At 52.8% G+C, this 14100-nt stretch carries 16 protein-coding genes; 10 read left to right on the plus strand and 6 right to left on the minus strand.

What is annotated here, in order from left to right; translation table 11 throughout:
* Window positions 1–2 precede the first annotated feature (2 nt).
* From N3Z11_RS01410 to N3Z11_RS01455, 10 genes are read left to right on the plus strand one after another with little or no spacing between them, the layout of a single operon-like run.
* Window positions 3–416 carry an acyl-CoA thioesterase gene (locus tag N3Z11_RS01410; protein ID WP_260655356.1) on the plus strand — a complete coding sequence of 138 codons (414 nt, stop codon included), beginning with the start codon at window positions 3–5 and terminating at the stop codon, window positions 414–416.
* Window positions 409–1020, plus strand: coding sequence for an outer membrane lipoprotein carrier protein LolA (locus tag N3Z11_RS01415; RefSeq protein ID WP_260655357.1), 612 nt, complete (start codon window positions 409–411; stop codon window positions 1018–1020). The genes N3Z11_RS01410 and N3Z11_RS01415 overlap by 8 nt, the downstream gene beginning before the upstream one ends.
* Window positions 1017–3323: a hypothetical protein gene (locus N3Z11_RS01420; RefSeq protein ID WP_260655358.1), complete on the plus strand. Its 2307-nt coding sequence runs from the start codon at window positions 1017–1019 to the stop codon at window positions 3321–3323. The genes N3Z11_RS01415 and N3Z11_RS01420 overlap by 4 nt, the downstream gene beginning before the upstream one ends.
* 7 nt (window positions 3324–3330) lie before the next feature.
* A complete protein-coding gene (locus N3Z11_RS01425; protein ID WP_260655359.1) occupies window positions 3331–4578 on the plus strand; it encodes an NAD(P)/FAD-dependent oxidoreductase in 1248 nt (415 codons plus the stop codon).
* Window positions 4569–5129, plus strand: coding sequence for a DUF3261 domain-containing protein (locus N3Z11_RS01430; RefSeq protein ID WP_260655360.1), 561 nt, complete (start codon window positions 4569–4571; stop codon window positions 5127–5129). Before N3Z11_RS01425 ends, N3Z11_RS01430 begins: the two co-directional genes overlap by 10 nt.
* Window positions 5126–6361, plus strand: coding sequence for a beta-ketoacyl-ACP synthase (locus N3Z11_RS01435; protein WP_260655361.1), 1236 nt, complete (start codon window positions 5126–5128; stop codon window positions 6359–6361). The genes N3Z11_RS01430 and N3Z11_RS01435 overlap by 4 nt, the downstream gene beginning before the upstream one ends.
* Window positions 6358–6813 (plus strand): 3-hydroxylacyl-ACP dehydratase, encoded by a 456-nt coding sequence (locus N3Z11_RS01440; protein WP_260655362.1) that lies wholly within the window; start codon window positions 6358–6360, stop codon window positions 6811–6813. The genes N3Z11_RS01435 and N3Z11_RS01440 overlap by 4 nt, the downstream gene beginning before the upstream one ends.
* Window positions 6814–7536 (plus strand): 3-ketoacyl-ACP reductase FabG2, encoded by a 723-nt coding sequence (locus tag N3Z11_RS01445; RefSeq protein ID WP_260655363.1) that lies wholly within the window; start codon window positions 6814–6816, stop codon window positions 7534–7536.
* Window positions 7536–8789 carry a beta-ketoacyl-ACP synthase gene (locus N3Z11_RS01450; RefSeq protein WP_260655364.1) on the plus strand — a complete coding sequence of 418 codons (1254 nt, stop codon included), beginning with the start codon at window positions 7536–7538 and terminating at the stop codon, window positions 8787–8789. Before N3Z11_RS01445 ends, N3Z11_RS01450 begins: the two co-directional genes overlap by 1 nt.
* Window positions 8789–9577, plus strand: a complete 789-nt coding sequence (locus tag N3Z11_RS01455; protein WP_260655365.1) for a MipA/OmpV family protein — start codon at window positions 8789–8791, stop codon at window positions 9575–9577. The genes N3Z11_RS01450 and N3Z11_RS01455 overlap by 1 nt, the downstream gene beginning before the upstream one ends.
* Window positions 9578–9596: 19 nt before the next feature.
* Here the strand turns inward: N3Z11_RS01455 and N3Z11_RS01460 are convergent, their stop codons facing one another.
* From N3Z11_RS01460 to lptM, 6 genes are all read right to left on the minus strand, one after another.
* On the minus strand, window positions 9597–9986 hold the full coding sequence (locus N3Z11_RS01460) for a hypothetical protein (RefSeq protein WP_260655366.1): 390 nt from the start codon (window positions 9984–9986) through the stop codon (window positions 9597–9599).
* A gap of 166 nt (window positions 9987–10152) precedes the next feature.
* Window positions 10153–11058 (minus strand): tyrosine recombinase XerC, encoded by a 906-nt coding sequence (xerC, locus tag N3Z11_RS01465; RefSeq protein ID WP_260655367.1) that lies wholly within the window; start codon window positions 11056–11058, stop codon window positions 10153–10155.
* The gene (locus N3Z11_RS01470; RefSeq protein WP_260655368.1) at window positions 11045–11743 is read right to left on the minus strand and encodes a DUF484 family protein; all 699 of its coding nucleotides are present in this window, start codon (window positions 11741–11743) and stop codon (window positions 11045–11047) included. Before N3Z11_RS01470 ends, xerC begins: the two co-directional genes overlap by 14 nt.
* Window positions 11740–12570: a diaminopimelate epimerase gene (dapF, locus tag N3Z11_RS01475; protein ID WP_260655369.1), complete on the minus strand. Its 831-nt coding sequence runs from the start codon at window positions 12568–12570 to the stop codon at window positions 11740–11742. The genes N3Z11_RS01470 and dapF overlap by 4 nt, the downstream gene beginning before the upstream one ends.
* A 43-nt stretch (window positions 12571–12613) precedes the next feature.
* The gene (lysA, locus tag N3Z11_RS01480) at window positions 12614–13867 is read right to left on the minus strand and encodes a diaminopimelate decarboxylase (protein ID WP_260655370.1); all 1254 of its coding nucleotides are present in this window, start codon (window positions 13865–13867) and stop codon (window positions 12614–12616) included.
* Window positions 13868–13872: 5 nt separating this feature from the next.
* Entirely contained in the window at window positions 13873–14073 is a 201-nt protein-coding gene (gene lptM, locus N3Z11_RS01485; protein WP_260655371.1) for an LPS translocon maturation chaperone LptM, read from the minus strand.
* Window positions 14074–14100 lie beyond the last annotated feature (27 nt).

The following is a 14100-nucleotide window of genomic DNA, read 5'->3' on the forward strand; positions in this document are numbered from 1 at the left end:
TGATGAAAAAGGCCAGTGTCATTATTGAAGTGCCGTTTTTTGATGTGGATGCCATGCAGATTGTCTGGCATGGCCATTATGTCAAATATCTGGAAATTGCCCGTTGTGCTTTGCTGCGCACTTTTGACTACGACTATCCACAAATGCAGCAGTCGGGTTATTTGTGGCCCATTGTGGATTTAAACCTGAAATACCGCGGTTCAGCCCGTTTTGGCAAACAAATTGAAGTAACTGCCACTTTGGTGGAGTGGGAACACAGGCTGAAAATTAACTACCGTATTGTTGATATCGAATCCGGCCAAACCTTAACCAAAGCCAGCAGTATTCAGGTGGCGGTTGATATACAAAGCCAGCAAATGTGTTATGAATCGCCGGCGGTATTGCTGCAAAAGTTGGGGCTGACCGCTGATGAATAACAAAAAACCTTCCCTGCTGTTTGTGCTGGCGCTATTGATCTCTAGCCTGCCGGTTGCAGGTATGGGCACTGTACTGGCGCAGACAAGCCAGCAACAGGCATTGACCGCTCAGGCTCAGCTGGCGTTATGGCAGCTGCCGGCAGGGCGTTTTGAGTTTCAGCAACAAAAATGGATCCGTGGTTTAAAGCGACCCTTACAGAGCAGTGGTTATCTGCAACTGGCGCAGGATAGTGTGCAATGGGTGACAGAAAAACCGGTGCAGCAGCAGGTGTTACTGAATAAACAGGGTGTACAGCAGCAGCTGGGCACTGAGCTTAAACTGCAACCGGGCAGTGAGTTGATTGGCCAGCTGATGCTGGCGGTGATGCAGCAGGACTTAGCCTTTTTGCAGCAACATTTTGTGTTAAAAACCGCCGAAGATTCTTGTGTGCAGTTACAGCCACTGAAAGCACCGCTGACCGGTTTTTACCGTTATATCGCACTTTGTGGCAAAGAGCGGCTACAGCAAATAGAGCTGCTGGAAGTCTCCGGCAATCGCAGTGAAATTAAGCTCAGCCCCCCACAGGCTGCGAACACCAATCAAGTTGCAGGCAAAACACAGTGAGCCGGTTTTTGTCCCCTGGTCGCTGGCTGAAATGGGGCTGCTGGCTGGGTACCCTCTTTATGCTGTTGGCGTATTTAGCCTGGCAGCTGCCACAGCGGCACTGGAGCAGCAGTATCACAGCGGCTTTTCCGGCCGCAGCGGATTGGCAACGGGATGTGCTGGCCGACCACAACGCCAGCCGTCAGTTGCGACTGGTGCTGACCGGCCTTGATGCCGAAACTCTTGCCCAGGTGGCGACAGCCTTACAACAAAACATGTTATTGCCATCAGATGGTGTGGCCCCGGCCGTGCTGAGCTGGATCACGCCGGAGCAGCAGCTGGCGCAGCTGCAGGCTTATATTAGCCGCACTGCCGGTTTACTGATAAGCCCTACAGCACAACAACAATTGGCTAATGGCCAGTACGCTCAGCTGACTGAGGCCGGCTGGCAAAGGTTGTTCAGCCCGGTGCCTTTTCAGGAGACGGCATTGCCACAGGATCCGCTGTTATTGTCGCAGCAGGCCATTGAAACCCTGCTGGCTTCGTTGCAGCAACCAGGGCAGCAGTTAACGGCCGCCGGCGGTTTTTTGACCGGCAACAGCAATGGCCAGCATTTTGTGTTGTTACACGCACAAATGTCGATTGACCCCTTTGATACTGCGCTGGCTGTGCCGCTGCATGCTGCTTTACAGCAGCAACTGACGAAGTTGCAACAGCAATATCCGGCTTTGCGCTGGTATCACAGTGGGGTGTTATTTCATGCAGTGAAAGCCGCGCAAAGGGCGCAGGCAGAAATGAGCTGGTACGGTGGTTTGTCGTTACTGGCCATTGTACTGTTGCTTGGGCTGGTGTTTGCCAGTGCCACGCCTTTGTTGCTGGCGCTTGCCACTTTAACCACAGCTGCGCTGGCAGGGCTTGCTGCTGTGGTCTGGTTATTTCCGGCGCCTCATGTGCTGGCTTTTGTATTTGCCACCACGCTGATTGGCGTTGCCATTGATTATTCGTTTCATGGTTTATTGGCAGTGCAGCAGGGCGCCGCTTTTTTCCGCCGCATGTTGCCCGGGTTGAGTCTGAGTTTGTTGTCCACTTTATTGGGTTATGCCGCTTTATTGTTATTACCTATGACCATTCTGAATCAGGTGGCGGTGTTTATGCTGACCGGCCTGACAGTGGCTTACCTGATGGTGCGTTGGTTATATCCGGCTGTGTTGCAACAGGGGGGGCTGCCGGTGTCGGCTGTGGCCAGACGCTGTGCAACTGCCATCATTCGTTGCTGGCAGCGGCTGACGCTGCGCCAGAGCTGGAGCTTGCTGCTGGGCGCCGCTGGCTGCTCCGGGCTGGTTTTTCTGTCGGTGTATCAGTTCAGTGATGATGTGCGTGCTTTTAATCAGCCCGATCCACAACTGAAAATACATGAACAACAAGTGCAGCTGTATAGCGGCCAGAGCTTTGACAACAAATTTCTGCTGGTATCGGCCGACAATCCACAAACCTTATTACAGCGCGAAAGCCTGTTAAAGCCATTGTTGCAAAGCTGGCAACAACAGGGTGTGTTGGCGGGCTGGCAAGCGGTATCCGACTGGCTACCGTCACAGCAGGCGCAGCAGCAACTGCAACAGCAGTTACAGCAGGCTTATCAGTCGGTGGTATTCAGTCGTTATTTCAGTGAGCTGGGTTTGGCCGTGCCGGCGCCGATCAGCCAATGGCTGAGTACGGCAGATCTGCCGGATTTTCTGGCGCAGCAGTTGTTTCAGCCAAAAGCCGGGCTTGGTGCACCGCCTTATGTCAGTGTGATTTTATTGCGTGATGCCAGGTTGGATGCAGCGCAGTTAACACAGCTGCCCGCCAGTGCCAACGCCATGTATTTTGACCCCGTGGCTGATGCATCGGCCCGGGTGGCTGCGGTGCGGCAGTTATTGCTGCAAGGCTTGATGCTGGCGGTAGCTGCGGCTTTATTGTTGTTGTGCTGGCGGTACGGTTTGCGCCAGAGTGCCGCTATTGCGTTGTTTTTGCTGGTGGCTGTGCTCAGTGCGCTGAATGTCAGTCTGCTGCTGGGTCAGGCGCTGACTTTGTTCCACCTGGTGGGGGTGCTGCTGGTGGTGGCGCTGGCTTTTGATTACGCCATCTTTTTTGTATCGGGGCTCGATACGGAAGAAGTGCAGCTCGCCGTTGGTCTGTCGGCGCTGACCAGTATGCTGGCTTTTGGCATGCTGGCGTTTAGCCAGACGCCGGTGATCGCAGGTTTTGGCCTGACAGTGTTAACGGGCATCCTGGTAGCTGTGTTGACAGCGCCAGTATTAATAAAAATCGGGGTTAAGGAGTAATCAACCGATGTCGACCACATTTTTACCTTTATACGATGTGATTATTATTGGTGCCGGGCCTGCCGGCGCCTGTGCCGGTGCTTTATTAAGCCGCGCCGGAAAAACCGTGCTTTGTCTGGAAAAATCCCATTTCCCGCGGTTTTCTATTGGCGAAAGTTTATTGCCTCATTGTATGGAGTTTTTAGCCGAAGCGGGTTTGCTGGAAGGTCTGGAGCAACAGGCGCAAACTTTAGGTTTTCAGTTTAAAAATGGCGCCGCTTTTTTAAAAAATGGCATGCGCACTGAATTTGATTTTACCCGCAAGTTTTCCCAGGGCCCTGGCACTACTTATCAGGTAAAAAGAGCGCCTTTTGATGCTTTGCTGGCCGATGGTGCTGCAGCGCAGGGGGTGGACATCCGTTACGGGCTGGAAGTGACAGATTTTGTTTATCCGGATGCTGATTCGGTGCAACTGACAGTGCAGGATGAGCAAGGTGTACAACACAGCTTAGCCTGCAAATTTGTGCTGGACGCTTCAGGTTTTGGCCGGGTGTTGCCGCGGTTATTAGACTTAGAAACACCGTCTGGTTTTCCGGTGCGTCAGGCCTGTTTTTGCCATATCCGTGATGGCATCACAGATCCGGAATTTGATCGCAATAAAATTTTAATTACCGTACACCCCACTTTGCATGATGTCTGGTACTGGTTGATTCCATTCAGTGATGGTACTGCCAGCTTGGGTGTGGTTGGCGCAACAAATCGTTTTGCTGCAGATGCCAAAGCGTCGGACTCGTTATGGCAAAAAGTAGCGGATGAAGCGGATTTAGCGCTGTTATTGGCCAATGCCGAAGCTATTAATGACGTCCGCAGTCTGGTGGGTTATTCCGCCAATGTGGGCGCTCTGGCCGGTGACAGGTACGCCCTCCTTGGCAATGCCGGTGAGTTTCTCGACCCGGTATTTTCCTCAGGTGTCACTATTGCACTGCGTTCGGCCAGCACTGCAGTACCGCTGGTGCTGAAGCAGCTGGAGGGTGGAGAAGTGGATTGGGATAAAGCATACACCCAGCCACTGCGTCAGGGCATCAGTACCTTCCGGCAGTTTGTGGAGGCCTGGTATGACGGTCGGTTCCAGAACATTATTTTTAATGAACAGCGTCAGGAGCAGGTCAGTCAGATGATTTCAGCCATTCTGGCCGGTTATGCCTGGGATCAAAAAAATCCTTATGTGGCAGAAACGAAAAAACGTTTACAAACCCTGAGTGAAATATGCGCTTAACCCTGCTGTTGCTGCTGACGCTGACCTTAAGCGCCTGCCAGTTATGGCAACAAGGCCCTTTGTATTACCCCTACGCTGGCGGCGGTTATCAGTTACAGACCCGCTGGCCCGGCCCTTCCCAGCAGTTGTTGCAGCAGGTGCAGTTTGAGGCCGGTTCGCACCAGCAGGAGTTTTTACTCAGTGTGCAGTTATTGCCGGAGCAAATTTTGCTGGTGGCTTTGTCGCCACTGGGTCATGAGCTGGGCCGGGTGGAATTAACAGCGCAAGGCAGGTTACAGCAGCAGGGGCAGGCGCCTTTTTCTGAGCGCTCTTTTGCCGTGCAGTTGCTGGCGCAGATGCAGTGGACTTTGTGGCCGCTGGCGCAAATTCAGCCAGGGCTTGATGATTTACAGATAAAACAGCAGCAACAGCAAAGGTTATTGCTGGATAAAAATGCTCAGGCTGTATTAACCATCAACGGGGCCGGAGTGCTGATGACAGGGCAGGTGACCGAAATCAGCCAGCCAGAATACCGGCTCAGGCTGACGACAGTGCAACAGGATTTTTTATGAGCGCAGAGTTAACCACAACGACTGCAGCGCCGGTGTTGTCGGCACTGGGGATCTGTTGTGCTTTGGGCACTTCCAAAAGTGAGGTGTGGCAGGCCGCCGTTGCCGGCAGCAGAGCCGGCATGTTGTGGCGTGATGATTTATTACAGGCAGCGCAGCCCGTCGTGGTGGGTGCTGTCAGTGGCGAATTGCCAAAGCTGCCTGCGGCCTTGTTGTCGCAGCAAAGCCGCAATAACAGCCTGGCCTATTGTGCTTATCTGCAAATTGCAGCAGAAGTGGCGCAGCTGAAACAACAATATGGTGCACACCGTATTGCCGTGGTGATTGGCAGCAGTACCTCCGGCATTGCCGAGGGTGAACAGGCATTACAACAGCGTTTGCAAAATGGCGACTGGCCGGCGGATTATCATTATCAAAAACAGGAAATGGTGGCGCCTGCTCATTTTATTGCCGCCGCCGCCGGTGTGACCGGGCCTGCTTATGTGATTTCCACCGCCTGTTCGTCCAGTGCCAGGGCTTTAATCAGCGCCGCCAATTTATTAACCACAGGTTTGGCCGATGCCGTGATTGTCGGTGGCGTCGATTCGTTATGCCGTATGACGCTGCAAGGGTTTGCTGCGCTGGAGTCTGTGGCCGCAGGTTTTTGTCAGCCTTTTGCGGCAGGTCGGGACGGCATTAATATTGGTGAAGGGGCCGCACTTTTTGTGATGCAACGAAAGGCCGATACAGAGGCTTGTGGTAAATCGCAGCAACTGATTGAACTGGCCGGAGCCGGCGCTGCTGCTGATGCTTATCATATGTCAGCGCCGCATCCAGAAGGGCGGGGGGCAGAAGCGGCTATCCGTAAGGCGTTGGCGCAGGCCGGGCTCAACGCCGCTGAGCTTGGTTATATCAATTTGCACGGCACTGCGACACCGCTCAATGATGCGATGGAAAGTGCGGTGCTGCAGCGCCTTGGTGCAGATCAGGTACCGGCCAGCTCCACTAAAAGTCTGACCGGTCATACGCTTGGGGCCGCAGGCGCTATTGAAGCCGCCTTATGCTGGTTGTTATTGTCGGACTATAATGCGGCTTTTGATTTATTGCCGCAGGTGCGGGACAAAGCGCCAGACCCTGAATTGCCAGCGCTGAATTTTGTTCAGCCAGGTCAGCGCCAGCTGGTATCGGCATGCCTGAGTAATTCTTTTGCTTTTGGTGGCAACAATGCTGCCGTGATTTTGAGAAGACAACGATGATAAGCGGTTATTCGCTGGAGCAATTATTGCCCCATGATCACCCGATGATTTTACTGAGCCGTTTTATCGGGGCCGATGAAAACTCAGTGTACACCGAAGTGGATATCAGCAGTGCCAGCCCTTTTTATCAGGCTGAGTTACAGGCTGTACCTGCTTATGTCGGGCTTGAGTATATGGCGCAAACCATTGCCTGTTATGCCGGCGCCAAAGCGCTGGCAGAGGGCGGTTCTGTGAAAATTGGTTTTTTGCTTGGCTGTCGCAAATATGCACCTGCCATCAGCCATTTTGCCACAGGTACAGTGTTACAGCTGAAAGCCGAACAGCTGGTCACTGAAGACTCAGGCCTGAGTGTGTTTTTATGTGAAATTTCGGCCAACGGCAATTTGCTGGTGCAGGCCAATTTAAATGTGTTTCAGCCAGAAAATCATCTGGACTGGTTAAAGGAGTCTTAAATGCAACGTTGTTTAGTGACAGGCTCGGGCCGCGGAATTGGCCGGGCCATTGCATTGCAGTTAGCCAAAGATGGTTTTGATGTCACAGTGCATTGCCGCAGTGATGTGGCAAGTGCGCAAGAGGTGGCAGCGCAAATCCGCGCTATGGGGCGCCAGTCTCATGTATTGCAGTTTGATGTGGCTGATCGCGCCACTGCCAAAAGCGTGCTGGAGCAGGATGTAGCAAGTCACGGTGCTTTTTATGCTGTGGTCTGCAATGCCGGTATCAGCCGCGACGGCGCTTTCCCGGCTTTAACAGAACAAGACTGGGATCAGGTGATCCACACCAATCTGGACGGTTTTTACAATGTGTTGCACCCGCTGGTGATGCCGATGATCCAGCTGAGAAAAGGCGGTCGTATCGTCACTATTGCTTCTGTGTCCGGTATTGCTGGCAACAGAGGCCAGGTGAATTATTCCGCGGCGAAAGCCGGTTTAATGGGGGCCACCAAGGCGCTGGCACTGGAGCTTGCCAAACGCAAAATTACCGTCAATTGTGTGGCGCCTGGTCTGATTGAAACTGAGATGGTCAGCGACCTGCCTATTGATGACATGTTGCAGCTGGTGCCGCTGCGCCGCATGGGTACAGCCGAAGAAGTGGCGGCTACTGTCAGCTTTTTATGTTCAGAGCCTGCGGCTTATATTACCCGGCAGGTTATTTCAGTAAACGGCGGGATGATCTGATGAAAAGAGTGGTTGTGACCGGCATGTCGGCCATTACGGCTTTAGGTCAGGATTGGGCCAGTTTCCGGCAGAATCTGGCGCTTGGCAAAAGTGCCACCCGTTATATGCCAGAGTGGGATTGTTATAGCGACTTAAGCACCCGGCTGGCCGCACCTGTTACCGATTTTGAACGGCCGGCGCATTATTCCCGTAAATTAACCCGCTCTATGGGGCGGGTGTCGCTGATGGCCACCCGGGCGACCGAAGTGGCGCTACTGGACGCTGGATTAACTGAGCATCCGGCGCTCACGGACGGCCGTTGTGGTATTGCCTATGGCTCTTCCACCGGCAGTACCGAGCCTATCAGTGCCTTTGGCCGTATGCTGGAACAACACAGCATGGCCGGGGTGACAGCCACCAGTTATATCCAGATGATGGCCCATACCACAGCGGTGAATCTGGGGGTATTTTTTGGCATTAAAGGCCGGATCTATACCACAAGCTCAGCCTGTACCTCGGCATCCCAGGGCATTGGTTATGCGTATGAAGCCATTAAATTTGGCCGTCAGACGCTGATGGTGGCCGGTGGTGCCGAAGAGCTTTGTGTTACCGAAGCTGCAGTGTTCGACACCCTGTACGCCACCAGCACCCGTAATCAGCAGCCTGAGCTCACCCCCAGACCATTTGACCGCAACAGGGATGGTCTGGTGATAGGCGAAGGGGCTGGTACTTTAATTCTGGAAGAGCTGGAACATGCCTTAGCCCGTGGCGCCAAAATTTACGCTGAAGTGGTCGGTTTTGGCACCAACTCCGACGGTTTGCACGTGACCCAGCCGTCGGCGCCGACCATGGAGCAGGCGATGCGACTGGCACTGCAGGACGCCGCTTTAGCGCCAGGCGCTATTGGTTATGTCAATGCCCATGGCACCGCAACCGACAGAGGGGATGTGGCAGAAACCGAAGCCACGGCCAGGGTGTTTGGCTCCGCCATGCCGATCAGTTCGCTGAAAAGTTATCTTGGCCATACACTGGGCGCTTGTGGTGCTATTGAAAGCTGGGCCAGCATCAATATGATGCGTGATAACTGGTATGCACCCACGCTGAATCTGACTGAGGTGGATAACGCCTGTGCACAACTTGACTATATCAGGGGCACAGGCCGCGAATTTCAGTCTGCGTATGTGATGAGCAATAACTTTGCGTTTGGCGGCATCAATACCTCCTTGATTTTCCGCAACTGGAACGACACCACCTCAGCGCAGGGCAACGACTGATGCAACAGCTGTTGCCGCGCATATTGTGTAGCACATTGCTGCTGGCCACCGGCGTTGTTTTGGCGGCGCAGGGTGAATATCAGCTCGGAGTAGGCACGCTGGTGGCGACTCAGCCGCATTATCCGGGCTCAGCGCAGTCGGCGAATTTTGTCTGGCCTGTACCTTATTTTACTTACCGCAGTGCGCAGCTGCAGATTGACCGGCAGGGCGCCACAGGTTTATTGGCGCAAGGTGAGCACTGGGCGCTCAACCTGAGTCTGGCCGGAGCTTTGGCTGTCGACAGTGACAAAAACCAGTTGCGTCAGGGCATGCCGGCGCTCGACTGGATCGCAGAAATTGGCCCTGCACTGGATATTCAGCTGACGCCCAAGCTGCAATTACGCTTACCGGTCAGAGCTGCTTTTGCCACAGATTTTAAACAAGGCTCAGCTATTGGCTGGCGGTTTGAACCTCAGCTACGTTACCAACAGGAAGTGGCGACAGGCTTGCAGTGGGAGTCGGTGTTGTCGCTGGCGGCAAGCAGCAAAGCTTTTCATCAGTATTTTTATGGGGTTGCACCAGAGTACAGCCTGGCCACCAGGCCTGAATACAGCGCCAGCGGTGGTTTTAGTGGTTGGCGTTTTGCCAATGGTCTGAGTTTGCGACAAGGCGACTGGTGGTTTGCTGTGTACAGCAGATATGACTATCTGGCCGATGCTACTGTTGCCGATAGCCCATTATTGGTGAAAGAACATCAGCTCAGTGCCGGTTTTGTCGTGGTAAAAATTCTCAAAACCGGCCTCTGGTAACACTATCAGGCGAAGCGGCTTATTTAGCTAAGCTCAGCTGATTCATCCGAACCCGGATATCCTGGCGCAGATTGGTCACCCAATTGACGTACTGGCGATGAATTTTGCCTTTTTTCGCGTCCATATTAACCGAGTCGACATAGGTAATAGAAAAAGACTGCGGGTTGTAAGTCACGCTGGTGATGACCTTATGAGAGCGGATGTTCAGCTCGGCGTGAATTTTGCCAGGCCCCTGAGGCGTCATCAGCCAGCCGCGGCCTGCACCAGCTTGCAGAATCGCCTGTTCCAGTTGTGGCTCTGTCAGGTTATAAGGCACAGGATCTGTGTACACTTGTTGTAACGGGGTAGACTGACAGGCGGTTAAAGCCAAAGCCAATGCGGCTGCGCTGATCAACTTCCAAAATTGCATGGTGCTCTCCTTGTGGTAAAAAGGGCGCCATTGTTAAAGATTTAGCCGGAAAATTCCAGTATTTGTTAGCTTGCAATGGTGCTCTGGCTAACAATTTCTCCGGGTTGTCTGAGCCAGCAACCTTTGGCCTGTTATTCAGCTCTGTGTGCAGCTCAGGCTGTCAGCGCTATTTTTTTGCCCTTGGATGTGCGGCATCATACACCTTGGCCAGATGCTGAAAATCCAGATGGGTATACACCTGAGTGGTGCTGAGGTTGGCGTGGCCTAAAAGTTCCTGCACGGCGCGCAGGTCGCCGCTTGATTCGAGCATATGGCTGGCAAAAGAGTGGCGCAGCATATGCGGGTGTACGTTTTGCTCCAGGCCCTGGCGTGCCGCCCAGAGTTTGACTCTGCTACGCACATGGCGCGCACTGATGCGGCTTTTTTGCCGGCTTAAAAAGAGCGCATCCGGCTCAGGTCCGACAAAAGCCGGCCGCAGCGCGAGCCAGCGCTGCAGTGCCTGCATCGCCAGCCGGCCAATAGGTAAAATGCGTTCTTTATTGCCTTTACCCCGCACGCGAATTTGTTGTTCGCTAAACGAAATATCCTGCAGATTGGCATTCACCAGCTCTTCAAGGCGCAAGCCAGAGCTGTAAAACAGTTCCATCATGGCCTGATCGCGACAGGCTAAATCATCATCCGGTTCCTGAATATCCAGCAGCCGGTTCATCTGATCAACATCAAGGTTTTTTGGCAAAGGCCGCGCCGATTTGGGCACTTTTAAATAAGCCGCCGGATTATCCTGCAGCTGTTTTAACGCAACAAAATAACGATAAAAACTGCGCAGCGCTGCAGCCCGCAGTGCCAGACTGCGTGGTTTTAAACTGGTGCGGCAGGATAACAAATGTTGTTGCAGCTGTTGCTGGCTGAGATAACGCCAGTGACTGGCCTGGCTTTGCAGCTGACTGGCCACAGCGCTCAGTTGTTGCTGATAACTGGCCAGGGTTTGTTTGCTATAACCGCGTTCAAACTGCAGATAAGCCAGAAACTGGCTAAGCCAGGGCTGGAAATCGGCCAGTTCAGTTTTTGTCATAACGTGGCAACACCACGGCCAGTAATTTGGCGATATGGTCGAGAAACAGCGTGTCCATGCTGGGCTGGAAATGGTCGTCCAGCTCACTGCCAAAGGCCAGCAGCGCCAATGGTTTATCCACCTGACTGATTTGCAGCAGCGCCACCGAATGGATGGTGGGCGGGAATAAGGTGGCCATTTCGTCTTTATTGAGCCTGCCAAAATAATAACTGCGGTGTTGCAGCCGGTGCTGCAGCACCAGTTGCAGGCCGCTGAAATGTTCGCCCATGGCTTCATGATTAAAGTCGAGCAGGGTGCAGGCATGCACCTGGGGCATTTTATTGGCAAAAGCGCTGAGCGCTATGGTGATATCGGTGCGTTGACGGGCTGACAATAAATCCAGATGCAGCTGATTCAGCGCAAAAAAGATATGTTCGTTTTGCCGGGCCACACTCATCAGCCGGGTGATGTCTTCTTCCAGGCCACGGATGCGTTCGCGCTGCATTTCCAGCTGGCGTTCCACCAGGGAGACGGCACCACGCTGGGCATGCGGCAGCCTTAACCTGTTCAGCAATTCGGGGTGATGCTGAAAAAACGCCGGATGTTCCAGTAAATACTGATAGACCAGCTCGTCCTGCAGCATGGCTTTATCCTGGTCGTTCAGTTCGTTTAACCCGGTTTGGGCACCGGTTATTCCATCCGTCATAACACCAGCTGTCCGTCAAATACATGTTCTGCCGGGCCTGTCATTTTGACCGGCTGGCCTGGACCGTTCCAACGAATATGCAAGGTTCCGCCGGGTAAATCAACCCTGACATTGTTGCCTAAGGTTTTTTGCAATTGCCCCACCACAGCAGCAGCGCAGGCGCCAGTGCCACAAGCCAGGGTTTCACCGGCACCACGCTCCCACACCCGCAATTTAATATGCGATGGGCTTAACACCTGCATAAAACCAATATTGGCGCGTTCGGGGAAACGTTCGTGATTTTCAAACTCCGGCCCCCAGCTATGCACCGGCGCTTTGTCGATATCATCCACTGTGATCACCGCATGCGGGTTGCCCATCGACACCACACCACACAAAGTGGTGGCATTTTCGGCGTGCAGAATGTAATTCACTTCCTGTTTTTGCGCTTTAAACGGCACTTTGGCAGGTTCAAACTGGGGCACACCCATATTGACTGTGACCTGACCGTCCTGCTCCACATAAAGCACAATTTTGCCGGATTTGGTGCTGACATTAATTTTGTATTTGTTGGTCAGGCCCTTAGTGCGGACAAACTTGGCAAAACAGCGGGCGCCGTTGCCACATTGTTCTACTTCAGAGCCGTCGGCATTAAAAATCCGGTAATGAAAATCCAAATCCGGATCATAAGGCGGTTCCACCATTAATAACTGGTCAAAACCAACGCCAAAATTACGGTCGGCCAGCGCTTTGATTTGCTCTTTAGTCAGAAACACGTTCTGACTGACGGCATCGACCATCATAAAGTCGTTGCCAAGTCCGTGCATTTTAGAAAACTGTAATAACATGCCAACCTTATCTGTTGCTGCCTGATTGCAGTTATTGTTGCCGTTATTCCGGCAACAATTGTTCACCTTGCCACAGGTCCTGCCATTGTTCACGGCGGCGCACCAGATAAGTGCTGCTGCCGTCCACCAGTACTTCAGCGGCGCGTGGCCTGCTGTTGTAGTTGGAACTCATGGTAAAACCATAAGCGCCGGCTGAACGCACCGCCAGTAAATCACCCGGTGCTATGGCTAAATCGCGGTCTTTGCCAAGGAAATCGCCGGTTTCACAGACCGGGCCTACCACATCATAACGTTGGGCCTTGAGTTCTGCTTTCAACTGCACAGGCACAATATTCATCCAGGCACTGTACAGCGCCGGACGAATCAGGTCGTTCATGGCGGCATCAACAATAGCAAAATTCTTTTCCTGGCCCGGTTTTAAGTATTCCACTTTTGTTAATAACACACCGGCGTTGGCCATAATGGCACGGCCTGGTTCAAACAGCAGCGTTAAATGTGGATATTTGGCCAGACGTTTGACCACTTCAGCGGCATATTCGGCCGGATGCGGCGGCGTTTCATCCAGATAAGTCACGCCTAAACCACCGCCAATATCAATATGGGACAACATAATGCCGAGACTGGAGAGTTTATCAATCAACAGCAGCAGTTTATCCAGCGCATCTAAAAACGGCTGGGTTTCAGTAAGCTGTGAGCCAATATGACAATCCACACCACAAACTTTTAAGTGGCTGGCCTGTGCCGCCACCTGATACATGGCCACAGCGTCGTTAATATCAATACCAAACTTATTGGCCTTCAGGCCGGTAGAAATATAAGGATGGGTTTTGGCGTCGATATCCGGATTGACCCTGATGGAAACCGGGGCAATTTTATTCAGGCGGCTTGCCACCTGCTGAATACGGTAAAGCTCGGCTTCGGATTCAACATTAAAACATTTAATGCCGGTATTAAGCGCAAACTCAATCTCAGACTCAGCTTTACCTACACCGGAAAACACCACTTTGCCAGGGTCGCCACCGGCTTGTAACACCCGGCGTAATTCACCTTCAGACACAATGTCAAAACCACTGCCAAGCCGAGCCAGCAAATTTAACAAGGCAATATTGCTGTTGGCTTTGACCGCATAACATACCAGGTGCGGATGTGCACCCGCCGCATTGGCAAATGCCTGATAATGCCGCTCTAAAGTGGCGCGGGAATAAACATAAGTGGGAGTGCCGTATTGGGCGGCGATATCGGCCAGTTTGACCTGTTCGGCCAGCAGCTCTGGCCCCTGATAATTAAAATAATCCACCAAATTTACCTTTGCGATTGGCCGGGCTGTTGGGTTGCTTCTTGCTGCGCAGATTCAGCTGCAGTTGCACTGGTCTGTTGTTGTGATTGTGGCGTATTGCTGGCTGCTTTGGTTTTTGGCAGGGTTAAATCCCCTTTTTGGCCACAACCGGTGAGCAACAGACAAAGCGCCAGCAGGCAGAACATAGATTGAGTCACAGCTTTCATCGTTTCTGTTTCTTTAATTTTTCAGCG

Origin of the sequence: Rheinheimera sp. 4Y26, assembly GCF_025245835.1 — a bacterium.
Taxonomy (GTDB): Bacteria; Pseudomonadota; Gammaproteobacteria; order Enterobacterales; family Alteromonadaceae; genus Pararheinheimera.

Bases quoted from the DNA above. Each gene is read 5' to 3' on its own strand.
- dapF (WP_260655369.1), bottom strand. From the start codon at position 12,570: ATGTTATTACAGTTTTCTAAAATGCACGGACTTGGCAACGACTTTATG.
- N3Z11_RS01440 (WP_260655362.1), top strand. From the start codon at position 6,358: ATGATAAGCGGTTATTCGCTGGAGCAATTATTGCCCCATGATCACCCG.
- N3Z11_RS01455 (WP_260655365.1), top strand. From the start codon at position 8,789: ATGCAACAGCTGTTGCCGCGCATATTGTGTAGCACATTGCTGCTGGCC.
- N3Z11_RS01460 (WP_260655366.1), bottom strand. From the start codon at position 9,986: ATGCAATTTTGGAAGTTGATCAGCGCAGCCGCATTGGCTTTGGCTTTA.
- N3Z11_RS01415 (WP_260655357.1), top strand. From the start codon at position 409: ATGAATAACAAAAAACCTTCCCTGCTGTTTGTGCTGGCGCTATTGATC.
- N3Z11_RS01450 (WP_260655364.1), top strand. From the start codon at position 7,536: ATGAAAAGAGTGGTTGTGACCGGCATGTCGGCCATTACGGCTTTAGGT.
- N3Z11_RS01470 (WP_260655368.1), bottom strand. From the start codon at position 11,743: ATGACGGATGGAATAACCGGTGCCCAAACCGGGTTAAACGAACTGAAC.
- N3Z11_RS01430 (WP_260655360.1), top strand. From the start codon at position 4,569: ATGCGCTTAACCCTGCTGTTGCTGCTGACGCTGACCTTAAGCGCCTGC.
- lptM (WP_260655371.1), bottom strand. From the start codon at position 14,073: ATGAAAGCTGTGACTCAATCTATGTTCTGCCTGCTGGCGCTTTGTCTG.
- N3Z11_RS01435 (WP_260655361.1), top strand. From the start codon at position 5,126: ATGAGCGCAGAGTTAACCACAACGACTGCAGCGCCGGTGTTGTCGGCA.
- N3Z11_RS01445 (WP_260655363.1), top strand. From the start codon at position 6,814: ATGCAACGTTGTTTAGTGACAGGCTCGGGCCGCGGAATTGGCCGGGCC.
- N3Z11_RS01425 (WP_260655359.1), top strand. From the start codon at position 3,331: ATGTCGACCACATTTTTACCTTTATACGATGTGATTATTATTGGTGCC.
- xerC (WP_260655367.1), bottom strand. From the start codon at position 11,058: ATGACAAAAACTGAACTGGCCGATTTCCAGCCCTGGCTTAGCCAGTTT.
- N3Z11_RS01410 (WP_260655356.1), top strand. From the start codon at position 3: ATGAAAAAGGCCAGTGTCATTATTGAAGTGCCGTTTTTTGATGTGGAT.